This window comes from Mycolicibacterium madagascariense, from assembly GCF_010729665.1.
GTDB lineage: Bacteria > Actinomycetota > Actinomycetes > Mycobacteriales > Mycobacteriaceae > Mycobacterium > Mycobacterium madagascariense.
In genome coordinates, this window is the sequence record NZ_AP022610.1 from 14,627 (window position 1) to 35,908 (window position 21,282).

A 21,282-nucleotide genomic window follows, 5' to 3' on the forward strand; every position below is an offset into this window, starting at 1 on the left:
TCAGACGACGTCGGACAGCTCGCGCAGCAGCGCGGCCTTGCCCTTCGTGCCGACGATGCGCTTGACCGGCTGACCATCCTTGAACAGGATCAACGTCGGTATCGACACCACCTGGAAGTCGCGGGCGGTGCCGGGGTTGGCGTCGACGTCCATCTTCGCGACGGTGAGTGCGCCAGCCTTCTCGTTGGCAATCTCCTCCAGCACCGGGGCGATCATCTTGCAGGGACCGCACCAGGTGGCCCAGAAGTCCACCAGCACGGGAGTGCTGCTGGACAGGACGTCGCTGGAGAACGAATCGTCGGTGACGGCGACGGTCGCGCTGGTGGTTTCACTCATGTCGGGCTCCTCGGGGTTAGGCGTCGGTGGCGTTGGTGGGGTTCAGCTCGGGGTCTTCGGTGTCGGCGAGCCAGCGCTCGGCGTCGATCGCCGCGGAACACCCGCTGCCCGCGGCGGTGATGGCCTGGCGGTACGTGTGGTCGACCAGGTCGCCGCAGGCGAAGACGCCGTCGACCGAGGTGCTGGTGGTGCGGCCCTTGACGGCGACGTACCCGTCGTCGTCCAAGTCGACCTTGCCCGCGACGAGGCTCGACCGGGGATCGTGACCGATGGCGACGAACACGCCCGTGACGGCGAGCTTCGACTCCTCACCGGTGACGGTGTCGCGCAGGCGCACGCCCGTGACCTTGGGCTCGCCCTCCACCTCGGTGACCGCGGTGTTCAGCAGGAACGTGATCTTCGGGTTGGCCTTGGCGCGTTCGAGCATGATCTTCGACGCGCGGAACTCGTCGCGGCGGTGGATGAGCGTCACACTGCGGGCGAACCGGGTCAGGAAGGTGGCCTCCTCCATCGCGGAGTCGCCACCGCCGATCACGGCGATGTCCTGATCGCGGAAGAAGAATCCGTCACACGTGGCACACGTGCTGACGCCGGTGCCGATGCGCTCCATCTCGCCGGGAACGCCGAGCTGACGGGCGGCCGCGCCCATGGCCAGGATGACCGCGCGTGCCCGGAACGTCTCGTCACCGACGGTCACCGTCTTGACGGGGCCGTCGAGCGAGACGTCGTCGACGTCCTCCATGCGCAGGTCGGCGCCGAACCGCAGCGCCTGCTCACGCATCTGCTCCATCAGTTCGGGGCCGGTGATGCCGTCCTTGAAACCCGGTAGTTCTCCACCTCGGTGGTCGTCATGAGGGCGCCGCCGAATTGCACGCCCTCGAACACCAGCGGATGCAGCTGGGCACGCGCGGCGTACACGGCCGCCGTGTAACCAGCTGGGCCGGAACCGATGATGATCAGGTCGTGGACGGTGTTCGGTGAAGTCATTTCCGCCTTTCTGGGTACGCCTATAACACCAGCGTAAGCCCGGCTGTTCCGCGACGGCGCCTCGGACGCGTCACCGGCGGCCCCAGCGGCGCCACCGCCGGCGGCCCGGTGGCGGACACGAGCGCAGGGCGCGCTCGACGCGCGCGTGACGTCCGGCGGGACGGCGTCGGCGGTCTCGGCGTCCGCGGCCAGGGCGGCCAGTTGCTGCGGCACCCGGTCCAGCGCGGCGAGGCGGTCGGCGACGTGTGGATCGGCAGCGGCACGGCTGCGCAGGCGGGCCGCGGTGCCCTCGTCGAGCAGACCGTCCCGCAGCGCGGACAGCAGTTCCCACGGGACCCGATCGCCGTCGTGATCGTCTGCCACGCTGTCCACCGAACGCGTCTCCTGCCGGGTCGAGCCGTCGCGCGTCAGTACACCATTGCGCTGCCCGTATCGGGAATTCCGCGGCTCGCCCGTTCGTTGGCTGAGGGGTAGCTGATAAGGCCCTCGGCCACCTTGACATCTCGCCGAACACGAACGAAGGCCCTCATGCGCAACATCCGTCGACTCCTCGTCACCGGCGCCTTCGCCGCCATGGCGAGTTCAGGTCTGATCGCGTTCGGAGCCGCCACCACGCCTGACTCCAGTCCCGTGGCGTGCGACCAGAACATCGTGCCGTACGACCCGTACCACCAGACGTGTGGCATTCCGAACCCGATCCCCGCCGTTCCCGGCGCCTCGCCGGGCGCGGGCACCATCATCGCGTGCCGCAACATCCCGGGCTGCCTGTCGCAGGCGGTCAACGGGCCGCAGCTCGTCGCCGTGCCGCGCACCGACACCACGGTGCGGCAGAGTCGCTAGCGGGCCGTCGCGACGCCGTCGAAGGACGCCAGCGACTGGGCCAGCTTGGCCCGGGCCCGCGAGCATCGACTCTTGACCGTGCCCTCGGGAATCCCGAGCAGGCGGGCGGTCTCCGCGATCGAGTAGCCCTGCATGTCGACCGCCACCACGACCGCGCGTTGATCGACGGGCAGCCGCAGCAGGGCGCGCTCGACGACGATCGCGGTGTCGACGCGCGCAGTCGGGTCCCCGATCCGGCAGTCGTCGTCCCCCAGCGGGAGCGCGGCGTGAGTCTTGTTGCGCCGCAAGCGGTCCAGACAACAGTTGACGACGATGCGGTACAGCCAGCTGCTCACCGACGCGTCGTGGCGGAAGGTCGGCGCCTTGCGGTGGGCGGCGAGCATCGCCTCCTGCAGGGCATCCGCGGCGTCCTCGGGATGGCGGCTGGTCACCTTCGCCAGCCGGTAGAGCTGCCGCTGGTGGCGGCCGAACAACTCCGCGAAGGCATGTCGATCCCCGGCGACGTGCGCGGCGAGCAACTCCGCATCGGTGCGGTCCCGACCGTCGTGCGACGCGAAAGTCCCCATGCCCGAACAGTAATGAACGCGCCACCCCTGCCCCGACACTTGTTGTGGGGCGCCTGACTCAGGAAGCGGCCTTCAGCGTGATCTCGGAGAGGGCGCTGACGCTCTTGCCGTTGACCGACCCCAGCGTGGTGATCCACACCAGCAGGTTGGAGACCGGCGTCGGGTTGTTGATCGTGATGGTGTTCGTGCCCGGTTTCATCGGCGTCGGGGGTGTCAGCTCGGTGGTCTCGTCGAGCGTCGCCGGCGTCGGTGACTGTGCCGAGCGAAGTTGAATCGACGTGCCGGTGCTGTTGAGGTTCAACGTCACCGACCCGATGGCCGTCGGCTGCGGCAGCTGCAGGACCAACCCGACCCCGTTCTTGAAGTTCGGGAACGGCACGGCGTCGCTGTAGATGTCGGTGGACCAGCTCGTCGCGGGATTGCCGTCGATCGCGTTGGCCGCGTCCGCGGGATTGTCGGCCTCACCGCCGGGCGAGAAGACCGTTGCGCGAACGGGTTTCACGATCGCCGTGCTCGGCGCACTGGCGCCGGTGCTGCTGCTCGTCGGTGCGTTGAGCCCCAGCTGGTCCTTGTCCAGCGGACCGCCGACGTCACTGAACACGCCCCGCAGCACCGTCGCCAGCACGACGAGGGCGACGACGAGGATGGCACCCGCCACCGCGGCGCCGATCAGGACGCCCTTGCGGCGCTTGGCCTTGGCCTCGGGGTCGTCGTCGGCGGCGTAGCGCGCACGGGGCGCCTCGGGCTGGTCGATCGGCGCGATCAACTCCGTGCGGTCGGCGACGGCGGTGGCTTGCTGCAGCAGGTTGAGCAACGTGGGCGCCGACCTGATGCCGCCGTTCTCCTGCACGGCCCGCACGGCCGCGGCCGAGATCTGGAACGGGATGGCGCGGTCCATGCTGCGCGGCTCCACCGGCTCGCCCGCGGGATCCCGATCGGCGGCCGCCATGCCGCTGCGCACGCCGGACTCCGGCAGGGGCCAGCGGTTGACCAGCAGCGCGTAGAGCGCCGCTCCGATGCCGCGAATGTCGTCCTCGGGCGTGGCGGTGGGCAGCGTCGCCGGGAAGGCGAGCGCGACGTCACCCTCGATGCTGACGCGGATCCTGCCCGGGTGGTCGATCGACAGCGCGACCCCCGCGCGGTGGGCGGCCTCCGCGGCGGCGGCCAGCGACTGGACCGCCCTGGCACCGCCGATCGCCGACGGCGCGGTCTCGGCCACCTCGGCCAGCGACCCGCCGCGAATCCACTCCGAGACCACCAGGCCGCCGGAGCCGGTGCGGGCGACGTCGAGCACGCGAGCCACGCCGGTCGAGTTGACCGAACTCAAACGCATTGTGCGCGAGAGGATCTCGGTCAGTTCCTCGTCGGGAAGCACGGCGTCGGGATCGATGAAGGTCAGAGCGACCTGACGGTCGAGCACCGTGTCCATCGCATGCCAGAACTGCAGGTGCGGAGGCCCGCCGTGAAACACCAGGAGGCGGTAGCGCCCGCCGGCGATGGTGGCGCCGGGAATGAGGTGGACCTCGTCGTCGGCCGTGGCGGCCTCGATCGCCGGTTCCCCCGGCACGGCAAACGCCGTCGGTTCGCGGGTGGGGTCGCCGGCGTAGTCGGCGGGAGGCCGTCCCGACGGCGGCAGATGAGACTCCGCCGGCACGTCGGGTTGGAAGTCGTCGACGCTCTGTCGCGGGATGCGGGTGGTCGCGCCGCTCGCCTCGGGTGCGGAATCGCCCGCGGGGTCGTCGGTCACCGCTGGTCCTTTCCGAAGCCCGGCACCGGCGACGGTCGCCGGAGGCCCGCCCTGCCACGCCGGAGGAATTTGACGCGACGGTAACGGACGGAAATTGCTCTGATCAGAGTACGTGAGGGGCATACCGCGGCGAGGTGGGTCGGGCACCCGACCCCGGGGACGGGGTTCGCTCGGAACGGCTCGCCCGCGTCCGAGCCGGCGCCGGACCGCCGCGGCGGCGGCGAGCGCGTCGGGCACCTTGGCGGTCAGCAGCACCGTCGCGATGATCGGCGCCATGATGAGGCCGAGCACCAGCAGCCGCAGGATCGACCCGGCGCCGCCATGGTGCTCGGTGAGCGTCCCGAGGCCCAGCAGTCGGTCGACGACGTGCGCGACCAGGCCCGCGAGCAACGACCCCGCCACGGTGACGAGGATGGTCCGCACCACGTCGAGGCTGATCATTCGTCCGCCCGGCGGTTTGAGATTGGCCCTCAGCATGACGTGGCCGACGACGGCACCGGCCAGGAAGCCGAGCCCGTTGGCGAACCCGAGATAACCGGCGACGAGTTCGGGATCGTCGGTGAGATGCGGCGCGGCGAGCGAGGCGATGACCTTGACCGCGGTGATCACGACGATGAGCACGATGGGGGTCCACGGCTGTTCCCTGGCATAGAAGACCCGCGTCTGCAGCAGCAGCATCGAATACGGCAGCAGGGTGAACGCCGACAGCGTGAGCGCCATCCCGAGGTAGCCGGCGTCCACCTGGCCGAAGTTCCCGTACGCGAACAGCGCACTGCCGATCGCCGGGCCCGCGACGGTCATGAACGCCACGACCGGGATGAGCGTCAGCAGCGTCAGGCGGGTCGCGAACGACAGGTCGGCGAGCACCGCGGGCTGATCGTCGGCCGCGGCGTTGCGCGAGAGCCGCGGCATCACCACCGTCAGCACCGTCACGCCGATCATGCCGAACGGGAGTTGGAGCACGAGCCACGCGTAGTTGTAGATGGCCGGGCCCGAAGCCGCTGCGTGACTGGCGATTTGGTTGCCCACGATGAGGCCGGCCTGGCTGATCAAGACGTAGAGCACCATGGCGGCGGCCATCCCGCCGAACTTCTTGATCCGGTCGTCGAGGCCCCACAGCGGGCGCATGCTGATCCGCTCGCGGCGTACGGCGACGAACACCATCGCGGTCTGGGCCACCACGCCGAGGGTCGTGCCGATGCCCAGGACCAACAGCTTGGCGGTGCCCATCGCGACGGGGTTCAGCGACAGTTCGCCGGGCACGACGACGAAGACGCCGAGGATCGCCAGGCCCACCACGTTGTTCAGCACCGGCGCCCACGCCGGCGGCCCAAAGACGTTGCGCGTGTTGAGGATTGCCATGAACACCGACGACAGGCCGTAGAAGATGATCTGCGGCAGCAGCAGGTAGGCGAACGCCACGGTCAGCGATCGGTCGACCTTCGGATCGCCGCCGAGCATCAGTCGGACGAGCAACGGCGCGGCGGCCACCGAGACCACCGTCGCCACCACCAGCAGTGCGGTCGTCAGCGTCAGCAGGCGGCGTACGAACGCCGTGCCCCCGTCGGCGTCGTCGCGCTCCGCGCGGGCCAGCACGGGTACGAAGATCGCGGTGAACGTCGCCTCGAGCACCAGCGCGGCGATCAGGTTGGGCAGCTGGTTGGACACCGAGAAGGCGCTCAGCAGCGGTCCGCCGAGGATCGTGGCCAGCAGGAGGATGCGGAGGAAGCCGGTGATGCGGCTAATCAACGTCGCGAGCGCCATGCCCCACGACCGCGAGACGACGGCCGAGTCGGTCAGTTCGGGGGCACCGGCGCGGCGGCGCGGCGCTGCGCCCTGCGGGATCCGCTGCGGTGCGCGCGGCGGCACCCTGGGCGGCCGGACGGCATTCACAGGGGGCCGTCCTCGTGGGCCAGCGCGACGTCCAACGGGTCCGGCCTGCGCTCACCGTCGCGCCGCGACGGGCGGTCGAGGTCGGCGCGGTCGGGTTGGCCTCGGAACCGATGCCACAGCCGGCGTCCCGCGAGCAGCACCAGCACCGCCCCGGCGGACAGCGTGATGAAGAACAGCACCTTGCCGTAGGCGTTCGAGTGCACCGACAGCCGCACCGGTTCGCCAAGGGGCAGACCGTCGGCGGTCTGGAGGGCGACGTCGACGGCCACGCGCTGGGTGAAGTGCACCTCGATGGGCACGCGCAGCGGCAGGTAGCCGGGAGGCAGTTCGATCTCGCCCATGTTCGTCACGGTCATCCCGGCGGGCGTCGACGTCGAGGCGCACCCGGATGGGCACGGGCAGATCGTTGCGCAGGGCCAGCGGCAGCGGACTGCGTTCGGTCGCCAGGGTGTAGGAGCCGCCGGGGTTGACGATCGTGACGGCGTGCAGCAGGTCCTCGACCGTGGTGCCGACGACGCCGACCCGCTGCCCGCCCAGGCCGTTGCGGGCATCGGGGGCGACCGACTGACTCAGCGCCCGCAGCATGTCCTCCCGCAGCGGCGCGGTGTACTGCGGCCCGGTCAGGCCGGTGCGCGGGTCGGTGGTCAGCGCCCGGTCAGTCCCCACAGCCGAGCGGTGACGTTCGAGATGTCCGACGTCACGTCCGCGTCGATGTGGGACCGCGGGTTGCCGAGCGTCTCTGCCGGTAGCGGAGCCACCTCCGACGGCGGGATCGCGCTGCTCGGCGAGTACAGCCGACAGCGGCCTTGGTACGGCCAGCCCGGACCGGATCGCCGAGGCCAGCGTCGAGAGCACGGCTTGGGCCTCGTCGGGGGGCAGGTTCCAGGCCAGCGGCGGGATGAGCAGCTCGGTGCGGGGCTCGGTCTGCGGCCGCAGCGCACGCCACAGCACGGCGGCCAGGGCGTCTTCGCGGCGCGCGATGGAGGAGTCGTGGGACAGCGGAACGTCGAGGGAGCCATCGAGATAGGACGGGGTCACCGGCGTGGTGCCCGCACCGGCCAGCGCCGCGCCGACCGCGGGGTCGAAGGGCGCGGCGACCACGTTGGCGTCGTAGCGACGCGGGGCGAGGTCGATGGCCGCGGGGTCGTCCGCCGTCGAGTCCTGGGCGACGGACTCACCGGCGGCGATCGCCACCGTCGGACCATGCGAGGACAGCAGCTTGACCGCGGGCCCGGTCAGGGGGCCGTCGCCGACCAGGGTGGCGCCGCGGGTCGACGCCACGCCGAGGATCTGGTCGACGATGTCGGCGCCCTCGGTCGTCGCGGTCGTCGAGAGCCCGGGGTCCCCGACCCTGGCGAGGGCTCCCAGATCGGCCTGCGCGTAGACCGTCGGGGCCACGCACAGCCGCTGGGCGAGCGTCCGCAACCGGCCCAGCCAGTTGACCGCCGCGTCCTGCCCCGTCCCGGCGTGCGTCGGTGAGGCCAGGCCGCCGGCGGGATCGTCGTTGACGACGTAGCCCGCCGTCATGGCGTTGACCGTGACCAACAGGTCGGGATCGACGGCCAGGCACAGGGCGGCGCGCGTCTCCCCGGCCGGGTCGACGGCGGGACTCGTCGCGAAGTCGGCGGCGGTCAGCAGCGTGTCGAGACGCCCGCCAGGGGCCAGCGACGCGGCGAGCTCGTCGTCGACGAGCCGGACGGGGGTCGTGCCGCCGGGAACGCCCGCGGCGAGGCGGGGCTTGTCGGCGAGCGGCCACAGCATCGTCACGTGGACGGGTCGCGACGTGTCGGGCGGGACGACGGCGGTCACCGCGTCGTCGGTGCCGGCGGGCGTGCTCGGGTCGGCGGGCACGCCGAGGACGGGCAGCAGGAACCGGGCGTCGTCGAGGCGGGCCGGCGCGCCGTAGTCCGGGGTGCCGTTGACGTTGACCAGCGCCGGGTAGATCCCCGGCTGGTCGATGCGCAGCGAGGGGGAGTCCGCCGAGCGCACCGGATAGGACAGCGTGAAGGGCATGTGCTGGCCCTGCGCCAGCTCCGGTGCGACCGTGACGAAGTTCGCGACGGCCTCGTATTGGTCGACGCCGCCGGTCAATTCGGTGCGCAGCCCGGTCGACGACGTGACGGCGGGGGCGTGTTCGAGGCGCACCATGATGTCGTGCACGGGCCGGTCGCCGACGTTGGTCACCGTCCCCGACACGGTCACGGTGGGCTCGGTCGTCGTCGTGACGGTCTCTGGGGTGATGGAGTCGATGTGCAATTGCAGGAAGGGTCGTTCGCCGGGCTCCCCGGCGGCGGCGCGGCGCCACCCGGGCAGGACGAGCAGCATCAGCAGCGCGAGGACGGTCAGCAGGCGCGACCCGGCGACACCCGCCGCGGCGCGCGTCATGGGCCTTGGCCGCAGCCGTTCGCCCGCCGGCCGGGTGGCGGTTGCGGGGATTGGTCGGGTCGGCGGTTGCGGGTGTGCGAATGGGTCTGGGGTCGGCGCCGCGGTGCGCTGTGCGGCAGCGGCGGCAGCGCCTCCGGGCCGTCGGAGTGCAGCTTGTCGATGAGCTCTCCGGCCACCTCGGCGAGCCGGCGTTCGTCGGCGTAGGCCAGCCGGGCGGGCAGCTCGACCAGCGGCACCCAGGCCACCTCGGTCACCTCGACGTCTTCGTCGGAGAGCTCGCCATCGAGGAATCGCATGAGGTAATGGTGCACGGTCTTGTGGACGCGGCGACCCTCGGTCACGAACCAGTAGTCGATGCTGCCCAGCGCCGCGAGCACGCTGCCCTGGATGCCGGTCTCCTCGGCGACCTCTCGGATGGCGGTCTGCTCGGCGGTCTCACCCTGCTCGATGTGTCCCTTCGGCAGCGACCACAGCATGCGTCCGCGCCGATCCACGCGACCGATCAGCGCAGCCACCTGGGCGCCCTTCGGGCCGTCGATGCCGTCGATCACGAGTCCGCCCGCGGACGTCGTGCACCGTGCGCAGCCGGTCGGGCGCGCGCCGGCCCTGTCGACCCGATGGGGTCGCCGCGGCGTCGGGACGGTGTCCGGGCGTCGGCCCGGGAAGCGGAGCGGCGGCGGTTCCGGCGGCGGCCGTGGCGCCTGGCTCGGGGGGACCGGCAGAGCGTCGCCCGCGGCGCCGTCCCCGGCGCCGTCGTGGTTTGGCTCGTTCGCCCTCCGACACCCAAGCGATAGTAGCTGCCAGTTGGAATTCGCCCTGGCCGCACTCGCCGTCGTGGTCGGCTTGTCGCCGGGTCGTAATACACCCGAGAGCGCCCACTAGGCTCAACGAACGTGCCGAACGATCCCGCTGCCAGCCCGCCTGACTCAGGGGAGCTGCTGGCTGCCGCGAAGGCGCTGCAGCCCCACGCCGCCATCCTCGGCGAGCTGGGGCGGTTGTTCGCTGACGCCGGACACGAGCTGTACCTGGTCGGCGGCAGTGTCCGCGACGCGCTGCTGCAACGGCCGCTGACGGACCTGGACTTCACCACCGACGCCCGGCCCCGCGAGGTGCAGCAGGTGGTGCGCGGATGGGCCGACGGCCTGTGGGACACCGGCATCGAGTTCGGCACGGTCGGCGTCGGCAAGGGGACCGACCGCCTCGAGATCACGACGTTCCGCGCCGACGCGTACGACCGGGTCACCCGAAACCCCGAGGTGCAGTTCGGCGACCACCTCTCCGACGATTTGCTGCGTCGCGACTTCACCGCCAACGCGATGGCCGTGGCAATCACGCCGTCGGGCCTCGGCGAATTCCACGATCCGCTGGGCGGGCTGGCGGCAATCCGGCACCGCGTGCTCGACACGCCGTCGGCTCCGGAGGTGTCGTTCGGCGACGACCCGCTGCGGATGCTGCGGGCAGCGAGATTCGTCTCACAGCTGGGGTTCGGTGTCGCACCCCGCGTCCGCGAGGCCATGACGCGGATGGCGGGCGAGCTCGGCCGCATCACCGTCGAGCGCGTGGCGGCCGAGCTGGACAAGCTGATGCTGGGTGCCGACCCCGTGGCGGGCATCGACCTGATGGTGCAGACCGGCCTGGGTGACGTGGTGCTGCCCGAGGTGGGCGGGATGCGCATGGCGATCGACGAGCACCACCAGCACAAGGACGTCTACCAGCATTCGCTGACCGTGCTGCGGCAGGCCATGGACCTGGAGGGGCCCGGCGGTCCGGACCTGGTGCTGCGGTGGGCGGCGCTGCTGCACGACATCGGCAAGCCCGCCACCCGCAGGCACGAGAGCGACGGCGGGGTGAGCTTCCATCACCACGAGGTGGTGGGGGCGAAGCTGACCCGCAAGCGCATGCGCGCGCTGAAGTACTCCAACCAGATGGTCGACGACGTCTCCGCGCTGGTGTATCTGCACCTGCGGTTCCACGGCTACGGGGACGGCAAGTGGACCGACTCGGCAGTGCGGCGCTACGTCACCGACGCCGGCCCTCTGGTGGAGCGGTTGCACAAGCTGGTGCGGGCGGACTGCACCACCCGCGACAAGCGCCGCGCCGCGCGCCTGCAGGCCAACTACGACGACCTGGAACACCGCATCGCCGAGCTCGCGGCCAAGGAGGACCTCCAGCGGGTGCGGCCCGACCTCGACGGAAACGAGATCATGCGGATCCTCGACATCCCACCGGGACCCCAGGTCGGCGAGGCGTGGAAGTACCTCAAGGAACTCCGCCTCGACCGCGGCCCCCTCGAGCACGACGAGGCCGTCGCCGAACTTCGGAAGTGGTGGAACGCCAAGGCCTGAGCGCGCGTCGAAGCAGGGGTGGAGTACTGCCTTGGCGACGGGGATGGGTTGGCGGCGGCGTGGTCGGTGGAACCGAACGTCGACAGTGACGGCGACGGCGTCTTCGACGCGTTCGGACTCGACTTCGACGGGGACGGCAGGCTCGACGACGCGCTGGCCGACCTCGACCGCGACGGGGTCGCCGATCACCTGCTGCTGGATCTCGACGACGACGGGCGCGCCGAGGCGTCCTACACCGACGACGGCTCGGGCACGTGGGCACTGGGAGTCGACGGGCGCGCGGGTCCGTTGCGCTGGTTCGGGCTCGACGGCGCGGAGCACACGGGCGGTCCGCTGGCGGACGTCGACGGCGACGGCCAGGCCGACGACCGACTGCTGGACGCCGACCGCGACGGTCTCGCCGACCGGGCGCTCGTCGGTCGCGACGGCGGCCGCATCGTCTACGTGGACACCGACGCCGACGGGACGTGGGACCTCACCCTGACCGACGCCGACGGCGACGGTCTGGCCGACGCGGCCGGAGCGCCCTAACCGCGGCCGGCGCCCGGCGGGCCCGCGAACGCTTGCGCGATCGTCAGCCAGCGCGACGCGTCCGCGCCGACGGCCGTGACGTCGAGTTGGGCCGCCGGTCTGCGCTGGGTGACCAGCATGCAGAAGTCCTCGGCCGATCCCGTCACCCGCTGCGCGGCGTCCTGCGGACCCCATGACCACGTGTCGCCATCGGGGGCGCGCAACTCGACCAGGAAGGGTTCGGCGGGAACGGGCAGACCGTGCACGGTGAACGCGAAGTCCCTGGTGCGGACGCCGATGTGGGCGATGGCGCGCAGCCTGGCCGTCGCCGGCCGCGTGACGCCGAGGGCGTCGGCGACGTCGAGCCCGTGAGCCCAGGTCTCCATGAGCCGCGCCGTCGCCATCGACGACGCACTCATGGGCGGGCCGAACCACGGGAGCTTCCTGCCGTCGGCCACCTCGAGCAGTTCGGCGTGCAGCCGGGCGCGCGTGCTGCGCCACTCGGCGAGCAGGTCCGCCGGCGACGTCGTCGCGAGCCGCTCGGCGCCCGCGTCGACGAAGCCGGACGGGTCGGTGGCCGCCTCGCGGAGGATCTCGGCGAACCCCCGTTCGTCGGTCACCGCGACGACCGAGACCCCGTCGGTCCACCACAGGTGCGCGATCTGATGGGCGATGGTCCAGCCGGGGGCGAGCGTCTCGAGTCGCCAGCCGTCGTCGTCGAGCCCGGCGACCAGGTCGTCCAGGGCATCGCTCTCGGCGCGGAGGTCGGCTACGAGGTCGGTCAGCATGGCGTCACCATCGGCACCCTAGACCTGCCACGTCGCGCGCCTGCCGGTCACCGCGCTGGCGGCCATGCCGAGCAGGTACACGACGGCACCGGCGACGACCAGCCCAGGGGAGTGCCCGTCGGCGGGTATGACGGCGGCGCACGCCGTGATGGAGGCGACGAAGGCCACCCAGAACAGTGAGTCCTGCACGGTGAAGACGTGACCGCGCAGCGCGTCGTCGACGTCGAGCTGCATCGCCGAATCGCCGCACAGCTTGACCACCTGGCCGGCCGCGCCGAGCAGAAAACCGCAGGCCATCATGATCGGTAGGTCGAGGCCGACCGCGGCGAGCTGGAGGGCGGCGGCCGCGCCCAGCGCGACGTTGACCGTGGCGAAACGACTCCACCGGCGCACGACGACCGGGGTGAGGAAGTTGGCCAGGAACGAGCCGAGGCCGGTCGAGGCGGCGAACAGCACGGCCACGCCGAGGCCCGCCACGTTCGCCGAGCCGGTGTGCCGCACGATGACCAGGACCAGCAGCGTGTTGATCCCGAACACCACGCGGTGGGCGATCACCCCGGACAGCGTCGCGGCCACGCTCGGCACGACGAACGCCGTGCGCAACCCGTACCCCCACCCGGTGGCGACGGCATAGAACACCGAGCCGTGGACGGCGCGTGACGAGTCGTCGGGTCCGAGCACGTGGGTGCGAACCGCACGGACAGGAACCACGCGAGCGCCACGGGTGCCGCCGCCATGAACAGCGCGGCGGCCGAACCGCTATCACCGGCGCCGAACGCCCAGCGCGGCACCAGCATGAAGACCGCGCCGAAGAACAGCGTCGCCGCGCTGACGGCCGTGGCCACCGAGTTCATAGTCAGCACCTGCTCGCGGGGCACGACGTGCGGCAGCCCGGCCGAGAGCCCCGACGTCACGAAGCGGGTGAAGCCGTTGACGACCAGGGAGCCGAGCAGGATCCACGGGCGCCCGCGCTGGAGGCGATGAGCACCGCGACCACGATCATCAGCAGCAGCCGGGCGAGGTTGGCGCCGATCAGGACGGTCCGGCGGTCCCACCGGTCCAGCAGGGCGCCGGCGAACGGACCGAGCAGCGAGTAGGGGAGATACAGCACGGCGAACGATCCGGCGATCTCCCACGGGCTGGTGGCGCGGTCGGGATTGAACAGCAGCGCGCCGACGAGACCGCCCTGGAACAACCCGTCGCCGAACGAGCTGGCAGCCCGCAGCTCCAGCAACCGGCGAAATTCGGGGAGGGCTCGAACCGCTCGCCACGGGACGAGGCGGTTGCGCGGCGAGGTCACATGTCATCCGATGTCGTGGGTGGTCGGCGGGCAGGTCGTCGTCGCGGGCCGACCGAACCACCCTACAAAGGATTCAGGTAACAAACGCCGCACGGCCGCGGTTGATCGCCACCATCGGCGAACGCTGGTGTCATGATGGACAGGTGTCGGAGGAACCGGATGACCACATCGCACCTGCGACGAACCGGGTCCGTGCGGGCACGCTCCTGCTCGCCAACACCGATCTCATGGAGCCGACGTTCCGCCGCAGCGTCATCTACGTCGTCGAGCACAACGACGGCGGCACCCTCGGCGTGGTGTTGAACCGGCCCAGCGAAACCGCCGTCTTCAACGTGCTGCCGCAGTGGACGAAGCTCGCGACGAAGCCCAAGACGATGTTCGTCGGCGGGCCGGTCAAACGCGACGCCGCCCTCTGCCTGGCCACCTTGCGGGCGGGCGCCAGCCGCACGACGTGCCCGGTCTGCGCCACGTCCAGGGCCGCATCGTGATGGTCGACCTCGACGCCGATCCCGACGCCATCGAGCCCATCGTCGAGGGTGTGCGGATCTACGCCGGGTACTCGGGCTGGACCATCGGGCAGCTCGAGGGTGAGATCGAGCGTGACGACTGGATCGTGTTGTCGGCGTTGCCATCCGACGTCCTGGTCGAGCCGCGGGTGGATCTGTGGGGGCGGGTGCTGCGGCGTCAGCCGATGCCGCTGTCGCTCCTGGCGACCCACCCGATCGACGTCAGTCGCAACTAGCCGCTCTACGAAAGTCGTTGTGCGGCAGGACATCGTGCACGCAGGCGCACGACCCCGCACAACCGGCACTCGCCGCGGCCTCACTGTCGGCGACGAGCTTGGCGCTCTGGTAGCACCCCGCCGCGACCGTTCCGACCGCACCGAGCACGCTGACCGCGACGGCCACGACCCCGGCCTGGTGCGGGGCGATCAGCGCGACGACACCGCCCGCGCCGAGCATCACCGCGGCGGCCAGCTGGGTGGGGACGACGGCCCGCAGCACCCGCGCGACGCCGTCGGTCGGCTGCCGCCGGGCCAGCGACCAGAACCCGGTCGCGGCGCTCACCAGGGCGGCGCACAGGCACAGCACGGCGGCGATCAGCATGACCCCACCATACGAGGCCCGGCGCGGGGGTGCGGGTGGGGGCTCAGCGGTGCAGGCCGAGCGGCTGGGCGGCCGCGGGCAGGATGGCGGGTGCGACGGGGGCCTGGGGTGCGGTGGGTGCGTTCGGCGCTGCGACGGGCGCGGCGGCCGGCGGTGGCGGCGCATCGGGGGACCCGACCCGGAACCCGTTGACGATCGCGTCGGTCGCCGACCCCGCCGCGACCGACACGTCGGCGCTGGTGGTCACCGACAGCGTCACCAGGTACTTGTCCGGTCCGGAGGTCGCGAGGACGTGCCGGCGCGAGGTGTTCAGCGTGAGGTTGTTCTGCCGGTAGGTGCCCTCGATGGCGGCCGACGGCATGCCGCCGAAGTCTGCGAGCGAGCCCTTGATCGGGCGGAACGCCGGGAGCTGCTGGGAGTCGATGAGGCCGTGGCTGATGGCCTCCTTGGGGTCGAAGTCCCCGACCAGCTTGTAGACCTGGAGCGCAGCGTTGGAGGTGTAGAGGCCGTCGCCGCCGACGCGGTCGGCGATCACCGCGAAGGCGTCGGGCACGTTGGGGTCGGGCACCTGGGCCCAGCCGGTGGGCATCGGGAGCACGATGTTGAGGGACTTGAAGCCGTCGGCCTTCTGCGGCTCCATGGCGACGTTCTTGGACTTGAAGAAGTCGGCGATGGTGCCCGAGGCGGCGGGGACGATGGTGCTGATGGCCGGGGCGGCGGCGATCGGGGTGGCGACGGTCAGCTCGTTGGGCCCGGGCGCCGCGGGTGCGCCCGCCTGCACCGTGACGGTCTGCGTGACGGTGGCGGGGCGGGGGCGGGCACGGGGCGGCGGGCTCGGCGGAGGCCGTGGTGCCTGCGAGACCGAGTACGCATGCGGTGCCCGCGGCGAAGCCACCGGCCAGAAGTCCCCAGCGACGGGCAGTTTCGAGCATCTCAGCGTCGGTCCTTCCGGCTCAAGCGATGTCGTCGGGGCCGAGGGATCCCCGGCCAGGCGCCGACTGTATCCATGCCGCGATCGCCACCACTAGGCCCGGGATCGACCTGCAACCATGCCCTGACCCCACTGCAACGGTTCCGATACCAACGTGTCGGGCGGGTCGGCCCGCGAATGGCGATTGGGGCTCAGAGCAGCAGGTGACTACCCTGTTCGGCGTGACTGATGGGCAAGGCGCCTCGGACGCCTCGGGCACCCCACGGCACCGCTACGACGCGGCGCTGGCTGGGGAGATCGAACGTACCTGGCAGCAGAACTGGGACCGGCTGGGAACGTTCCACGTGCCCAACCCGGTCGGCTCGCTGGCGCCCACCGACGGCTCCGAGGTGCCCGCCGACAAGATGTTCGTGCAGGACATGTTCCCCTACCCCTCCGGCGAGGGCCTGCACGTCGGTCATCCCCTGGGCTACATCGCCACCGACGTGTACGCCAGGTACTTCCGTATGACGGGACGTAACGTGTTGCACGCGTTGGGTTTCGACGCGTTCGGGTTGCCCGCCGAGCAGTACGCGGTGCAGACGGGGACCCATCCCCGCACCCGCACCGAGGCGAACATCGTCAACTTCCGTCGCCAGCTGGGCCGGCTGGGGCTCGGCCACGACGCCCGGCGCAGCTTCTCCACCACCGACACCGACTTCTACAAGTGGACGCAGTGGATCTTCCTGCAGATCTACGACTCGTGGTTCGACCAGGCCGCCAACAAGGCGCGCCCGATCGCCGACCTGGTGGCCGAATTCGAGTCGGGCGCCAGGGTCCCCGACGGCACCCCCTGGTCGCAGCTCGCGGCGGGCGAGCGCGCGGACCTCGTCGACTCCTACCGGCTGGTGTACCGCGCCGACTCCGTCGTCAACTGGTGCCCGGGGCTGGGCACGGTGCTCGCCAACGAGGAGGTGACCTCCGACGGGCGCAGCGACCGCGGCAACTTCCCGGTCTTCCGGAAACGCCTGCGGCAGTGGATGATGCGCATCACCGCGTACTCCGACCGGCTGCTCGACGACCTCGACGTGCTGGACTGGCCGGACAAGGTCAAGGCCATGCAGCGCAACTGGATCGGGCGATCGACGGGCGCCGAGGTGCGCTTCGCCACCGACGCCGGTGACGTCGAGGTGTTCACCACACGGCCCGACACCCTCTACGGTGCCACCTACCTGGTGCTAGCGCCCGAGCACGAGCTGGTCGACGCGCTCGTCGCGGCCGGCGAGCGCGGAGGCGCCGGATGGCCGGAGGGGACCGACGAGCGCTGGACGTTCGGGGCCGCGTCGCCCGCCGAGGCCGTGGCGGCCTACCGGGCTGCCATCGCCGCCAAGTCGGACCTGGAGCGCCAGGAGAACAAGTCCAAGACCGGCGTCTTCCTCGGGGCCCATGCGACGAATCCCGTTGACGGCAGCCGCATTCCGGTGTTCATCGCCGACTACGTGCTGGCGGGTTACGGCACCGGGGCCATCATGGCGGTGCCCAGCGGCGACCAGCGCGACTGGGAGTTCGCGACGGCGTTCGGGCTGCCGATCGTCGAGGTGGTGTCCGGCGGTGACGTCACCGTCGGCGCCTACCACGGCGACGGCGTGCTGGTGAACTCCGGTGAGCTCGACGGGTTGAGCGTGGCGTCGGCCAAGGAGGCGATCGTCGGCCGGCTGGAGGCCGCCGGGCGGGGCCGCGCGCGCATCGAATACAAGCTGCGGGACTGGCTGTTCGCCCGCCAGCGCTACTGGGGTGAGCCGTTCCCGATCGTCTACGACGCCGACGGTCGCGCGCACGGGCTGCCCGAGTCGGCGCTGCCGGTGGAACTGCCCGACGTCCCCAATTACGCTCCGGTGCAATTCGATCCGGACGACGCCGACAGCGAGCCGTCTCCTCCGCTCGGCAAGGCCACCGAGTGGGTCCACGTCGACCTCGACCTCGGCGACGGGCTCAAGCCCTATACCCGCGACACCAACGTCATGCCGCAGTGGGCGGGCAGTTCCTGGTATGAGCTGCGCTACGCCGACCCGCACAACTCGGAGACGTTCTGCGCCAAGGAGAACGAGGCGTACTGGATGGGTCCGCGGCCGGCCGAGCACGGCCCGTCGGATCCCGGCGGGGTCGACCTGTACGTCGGCGGCGTCGAGCACGCGGTGCTGCACCTGCTCTACTCGCGGTTCTGGCACAAGGTGCTCTACGACCGGGGCTTCGTCTCGTCGCGCGAGCCCTACCGCCGCCTGATCAACCAGGGCTACATCCAGGCCTACGCCTACACCGACTCGCGCGGGTCCTACGTGCCCGCCGCCGAGGTCGTCGAACGCGACGGGGCGTTCTGGTACCAGGGCGCTGAGGTCAACCGCGAGTTCGGCAAGATCGGCAAGAGCCTGAAGAACTCGGTCTCACCCGACGAGATCTGCGAGGAGTACGGCGCGGACACCCTGCGCGTGTACGAGATGTCGATGGGGCCCCTGGAGGCGTCGCGGCCGTGGGCGACCAAGGACGTCGTCGGTGCGTACCGGTTCCTGCAGCGGGTCTGGCGCGTCGTCGTCGACGAGGGCACCGGTGCCACGCGCGTCACCGAGCAGGAGCAGTTGACCGAGCCCACGCTGCGGCTGCTGAACAAGACGATCGCCGGCGTCGCGGAAGACTATGCGGGACTGCGCAACAACACCGCGGCCGCGAAGCTCATCGAGTACACCAACCACCTCACCAAGGACGAGGTCACCGCGCGAGCGGCGGTCGAGCCGTTGGTGCTGATGCTCGCGCCGCTGGCGCCGCACCTCGCCGAGGAGCTGTGGCACCGCCTCGGCCACGAGCGCTCACTCGCGCACGGGCCCTTCCCGCAGGCGGATCCGGCGTACCTCGTCGAGGACACCGTCGAGTATCCCGTCCAGGTCAACGGCAAGGTCCGTGGGCGCATCACGGTGGCGGCCGACGCCGATGCCGACGCCCTGGAGGCCGCGGCGCTGGCGGACGAGAAGGTCGTCGCCTTCATGGCGGGCGCCACGCCGCGCAAGATCATCGTGGTCGCGGGCAAGCTGGTCAACGTCGTCATCTGACCGACACCGGCGCGATTCGTGTCGGTTCAGTAGCGGTGGGCGCGACGGGATCGACACGAATCACCCGAGCGGGGGCGGTGTGCGGCGCTGACCCGTCGCCTCGACCGCCGCGGCGTAGCCGAGCAGGGCGACGTCGTCGTAGGCGCGGCCCGCGATCGTCAACCCGACGGGCATGCCGATGTCGGCCATCGTGCCCATCGGGACCGTGACCGTGGGGATGCCGAGGTGGCGAATCGCCAAGTTGCCGTTGGCCACCCACACGCCGTTGCGCCAGCCGAGGTCGGCCGACGCGGGGTTGACGTCCATGTCGGCGGGCCCGACGTCGGCCACCGCGGGGAACACGACGGCGTCCAGGCGGTGCTCGTCGAGCCACTGCTCGAAGTCGACCTGCCGGGTGCGCTCGAGGGCGTGCACGCCTTCGGCGATCGCGGGAATGCCGAGGAACGAGTCGATGGGGTGTTCCCGAATGAAGGCGGGATAGTCGGCGATGTCGTCGTCGAAGCCGTCGTAGCGGTCGGGGAGGGCACCGGGCGGGGGCGGGAAGATGCGGCTGCCGTCGACGTCGGCGAGACGGTTGAGCGCGGGATCGCCGTTGGCGGCCAGGAAGTCGTCCCACGCCCACGCCGACAGGTCGACGATCTCGCGGCGCAGGTATTCGCGGCTGACCCAGCCACGGGTGGCGATCGTCGGTGCACCCGCCCGGTCGCCCTCGTAGTTGCTCACCACCGGGAAGTCGACGTCGACCACCTCGGCACCGGCTGCGACCAGATCCCGCCGCAGGGCGTCGAAGAGGTCGAGCACCGACGGACGCGTCTCGATGCGCCGACCCGTCGGGCCGCCGATCCCGGTGGCGCCGACCCCGGCGTCCTCGTCGGCACCGACGTACATGCCCGGTACCCCGAAGCGCCTGCCGTGCAACGACGTCGGGCTCAGAACGGGGTACGACGGCGGCCGCATCTCGTCGACGTGGGGCAACGGCACCCAGGGCTGCAGCCGCCAGAAGTCCCCCCGGGCGTCGGGGTCCGGCACGACGAGGACGTCGAGTATCTCCAGCAGGTCGGCCACCGAACGGGTGTGGGGGACCACGACGTCCATCGTCGGCACCAGGGGCCAACCCCCGCGGGTGGAGATGACGCCGCGTGACGGGGTGTAGGCGCAGAGCGCGTTGTTGGACGCCGGGCCGCGGCCCGAGGACCACGTCTCCTCACCGATGCCGAAGGCGCACAGCGACGCAGCGGTCGCGGTACCGGAGCCATTCGACGAACCCGAGGCGAAGGGCGCGGTGAGAAACGCGGCATTGTAGGGACTCTCGGCCCGCCCGTAGAGACCGCGCTGCATGCCGCCGTTGGCCATCGGCGGCATGTTGGTCAAGCCGATCAGTACGGCGCCTGCTGCCCGCAGGCGCTCGACGACGAACGAATCCCGCTGAGCCACCAGGTCGGCGAACGCGGGACTGCCAGCCGCCACGGTGAGACCGCGCGCCTGGTAGCTGTCCTTGACCGTGTAGGGGATGCCGTCCAGCGGGCCCAGCGTGGCACCGGCGGCGCGGCGGGCATCGGAGGCGGCCGCCGCGGCGTGGGCGTCCGGGTCGAACACCACGATCGAGTTGAGGTACCCGTCGTAGGCGGCGATGCGGGCGAGGTACGCCTCGAGCAGGCCGACCGCGGTGACCCGGCCGTCGGCCATGGCGTTTCGCAGGTCGGCGATCGAGGCCTCGCGCACGTCGAAGGTCATCGTCGGCTACCTCGGCCGGAGCACGATCTCGTGCACCTGCGCGTCGGGCGGAGTGTGCACCGCCTGCGCGACGACGCCGGCCACCGTCTCCGGCGACATGAACCGGGCGGGGTCGTAGTCGCCCTCCTCGTAGGCGACGAGCGCACGTTGCATCTCGCTGTCGAACCTGCCGGGGTGCACCGACGTCACCCGCAGGTCCGGCTCGTCGGCGCGCAGCGAATACGCGAACGACCGCAGGGCGAACTTGCTCGCCGAGTACGACGCCATCCCCGGCGACGCCTTGATGCCCGAGCCGGAGTTGATGAAGATCACCTGCCCGCGAGCGGCGCGCAGCGCGGGTAGCAATGCGAGCGTCAGCGCGACGGCGCCGACGACGTTGACCTCGAAGCTGGCCCGCCACTCCTCGGCGCTGGACTCCGCGACCCGCCCCGGGTAGCACACGCCCGCGTTGTGGATCAGCACGTCGAGGTCGGTCAGCACCTCGGTCGCGGCCTCGATCGACGCGGCGTCGGTCAGATCGAGCGGCCAGGTCGGGGCGCCGAGCCGGGCCGCGAGCGCGTCCAGCCGATCCGACGGGCGGCCCGCGAGCAGCAGCGCGTGGGTGGGCGCCAGCGCGTCGGCGAGGGCCGAGCCGAGGCCGCCCGCGGCCCCGGTGATCAGCGCCGTGGGGGTCTTGTCGCCGTGCGACCGATCATCAGGAACCACACGCGAACCCTACCGACCTGCGCGCTCGC

At 71.3% G+C, this 21,282-nt stretch carries 10 protein-coding genes and 7 pseudogenes; 5 read left to right on the forward strand and 12 right to left on the reverse strand.

What is annotated here, in order from left to right:
* On the reverse strand, positions 1 to 336 hold the full coding sequence (gene trxA / locus G6N60_RS00080) for a thioredoxin (RefSeq protein ID WP_163730802.1): 336 nt from the start codon (positions 334 to 336) through the stop codon (positions 1 to 3).
* 16 nt (positions 337 to 352) lie between these two features.
* Positions 353 to 1,323 (reverse strand): annotated as a pseudogene (gene trxB / locus G6N60_RS00085) (thioredoxin-disulfide reductase).
* 528 nt (positions 1,324 to 1,851) lie between these two features.
* Here trxB and G6N60_RS28430 point away from each other — a divergent pair.
* Positions 1,852 to 2,163, forward strand: coding sequence for a hypothetical protein (locus tag G6N60_RS28430; RefSeq protein WP_246240129.1), 312 nt, complete (start codon positions 1,852 to 1,854; stop codon positions 2,161 to 2,163).
* Here G6N60_RS28430 and sigM read toward each other — a convergent pair.
* The 4 genes and pseudogenes from sigM to G6N60_RS00110 all read right to left on the reverse strand — a co-directional run bounded on the left by sigM (position 2,160) and on the right by G6N60_RS00110 (position 9,537).
* The gene (sigM, locus tag G6N60_RS00095) at positions 2,160 to 2,729 is read right to left on the reverse strand and encodes an RNA polymerase sigma factor SigM (protein ID WP_163730804.1); all 570 of its coding nucleotides are present in this window, start codon (positions 2,727 to 2,729) and stop codon (positions 2,160 to 2,162) included. The genes G6N60_RS28430 and sigM overlap by 4 nt on opposite strands.
* A 58-nt stretch (positions 2,730 to 2,787) precedes the next feature.
* Complete coding sequence (gene murJ / locus G6N60_RS00100) at positions 2,788 to 6,369, reverse strand: murein biosynthesis integral membrane protein MurJ (protein ID WP_163730806.1); 3,582 nt, start codon at positions 6,367 to 6,369, stop codon at positions 2,788 to 2,790.
* Positions 6,366 to 8,754, reverse strand: a pseudogene (locus tag G6N60_RS00105) (DUF6049 family protein). Before G6N60_RS00105 ends, murJ begins: the two are co-directional and overlap by 4 nt.
* Positions 8,751 to 9,537 (reverse strand): annotated as a pseudogene (locus G6N60_RS00110) (NUDIX hydrolase). The pseudogenes G6N60_RS00105 and G6N60_RS00110 overlap by 4 nt, the downstream one beginning before the upstream one ends.
* Before the next feature lie 110 nt (positions 9,538 to 9,647).
* On the opposite strand from G6N60_RS00110, the gene G6N60_RS00115 reads away from it, so the two are divergent.
* Complete coding sequence (locus tag G6N60_RS00115; protein WP_163730809.1) at positions 9,648 to 11,099, forward strand: CCA tRNA nucleotidyltransferase; 1,452 nt, start codon at positions 9,648 to 9,650, stop codon at positions 11,097 to 11,099.
* Positions 11,100 to 11,117: 18 nt separating this feature from the next.
* On the forward strand, positions 11,118 to 11,630 hold the full coding sequence (locus G6N60_RS00120; protein ID WP_163730811.1) for a pullulanase: 513 nt from the start codon (positions 11,118 to 11,120) through the stop codon (positions 11,628 to 11,630).
* Here the strand turns inward: G6N60_RS00120 and G6N60_RS00125 are convergent.
* Entirely contained in the window at positions 11,627 to 12,397 is a 771-nt protein-coding gene (locus G6N60_RS00125; protein WP_163730813.1) for a TIGR03084 family metal-binding protein, read from the reverse strand. The genes G6N60_RS00120 and G6N60_RS00125 overlap by 4 nt on opposite strands.
* Positions 12,398 to 12,415: 18 nt before the next feature.
* Positions 12,416 to 13,697, reverse strand: a pseudogene (locus tag G6N60_RS00130) (MFS transporter).
* Positions 13,698 to 13,840: 143 nt separating this feature from the next.
* Between G6N60_RS00130 and G6N60_RS00135 the strand changes: the two are divergent.
* Positions 13,841 to 14,439 (forward strand): annotated as a pseudogene (locus tag G6N60_RS00135) (YqgE/AlgH family protein).
* Between the two features lie 24 nt (positions 14,440 to 14,463).
* Here G6N60_RS00135 and G6N60_RS00140 read toward each other — a convergent pair.
* Both G6N60_RS00140 and G6N60_RS00145 read right to left on the reverse strand, forming a co-directional pair.
* A pseudogene (locus tag G6N60_RS00140) lies at positions 14,464 to 14,803 on the reverse strand (hypothetical protein); the annotation flags it as partial.
* A 43-nt stretch (positions 14,804 to 14,846) separates the two neighbouring features.
* Positions 14,847 to 15,735 (reverse strand): annotated as a pseudogene (locus G6N60_RS00145) (LpqN/LpqT family lipoprotein).
* A gap of 220 nt (positions 15,736 to 15,955) precedes the next feature.
* On the opposite strand from G6N60_RS00145, the gene G6N60_RS00150 reads away from it, so the two are divergent.
* Positions 15,956 to 18,814 (forward strand): leucine--tRNA ligase, encoded by a 2,859-nt coding sequence (locus G6N60_RS00150; RefSeq protein ID WP_163730815.1) that lies wholly within the window; start codon positions 15,956 to 15,958, stop codon positions 18,812 to 18,814.
* Between the two features lie 60 nt (positions 18,815 to 18,874).
* Here G6N60_RS00150 and G6N60_RS00155 read toward each other — a convergent pair whose 3' ends face one another.
* Positions 18,875 to 20,548, reverse strand: a complete 1,674-nt coding sequence (locus G6N60_RS00155; protein ID WP_163730817.1) for an amidase — start codon at positions 20,546 to 20,548, stop codon at positions 18,875 to 18,877.
* A gap of 6 nt (positions 20,549 to 20,554) precedes the next feature.
* Positions 20,555 to 21,253, reverse strand: coding sequence for an SDR family oxidoreductase (locus G6N60_RS00160; RefSeq protein WP_163730819.1), 699 nt, complete (start codon positions 21,251 to 21,253; stop codon positions 20,555 to 20,557).
* Positions 21,254 to 21,282: the final 29 nt, after the last annotated feature.

Coding starts and splice junctions, on each gene's coding strand:
- trxA (WP_163730802.1), bottom strand. CDS start 336: ATGAGTGAAACCACCAGCGCGACCGTCGCCGTCACCGACGATTCGTTC.
- G6N60_RS28430 (WP_246240129.1), top strand. CDS start 1,852: ATGCGCAACATCCGTCGACTCCTCGTCACCGGCGCCTTCGCCGCCATG.
- sigM (WP_163730804.1), bottom strand. CDS start 2,729: ATGGGGACTTTCGCGTCGCACGACGGTCGGGACCGCACCGATGCGGAG.
- G6N60_RS00125 (WP_163730813.1), bottom strand. CDS start 12,397: ATGCTGACCGACCTCGTAGCCGACCTCCGCGCCGAGAGCGATGCCCTG.
- G6N60_RS00155 (WP_163730817.1), bottom strand. CDS start 20,548: ATGACCTTCGACGTGCGCGAGGCCTCGATCGCCGACCTGCGAAACGCC.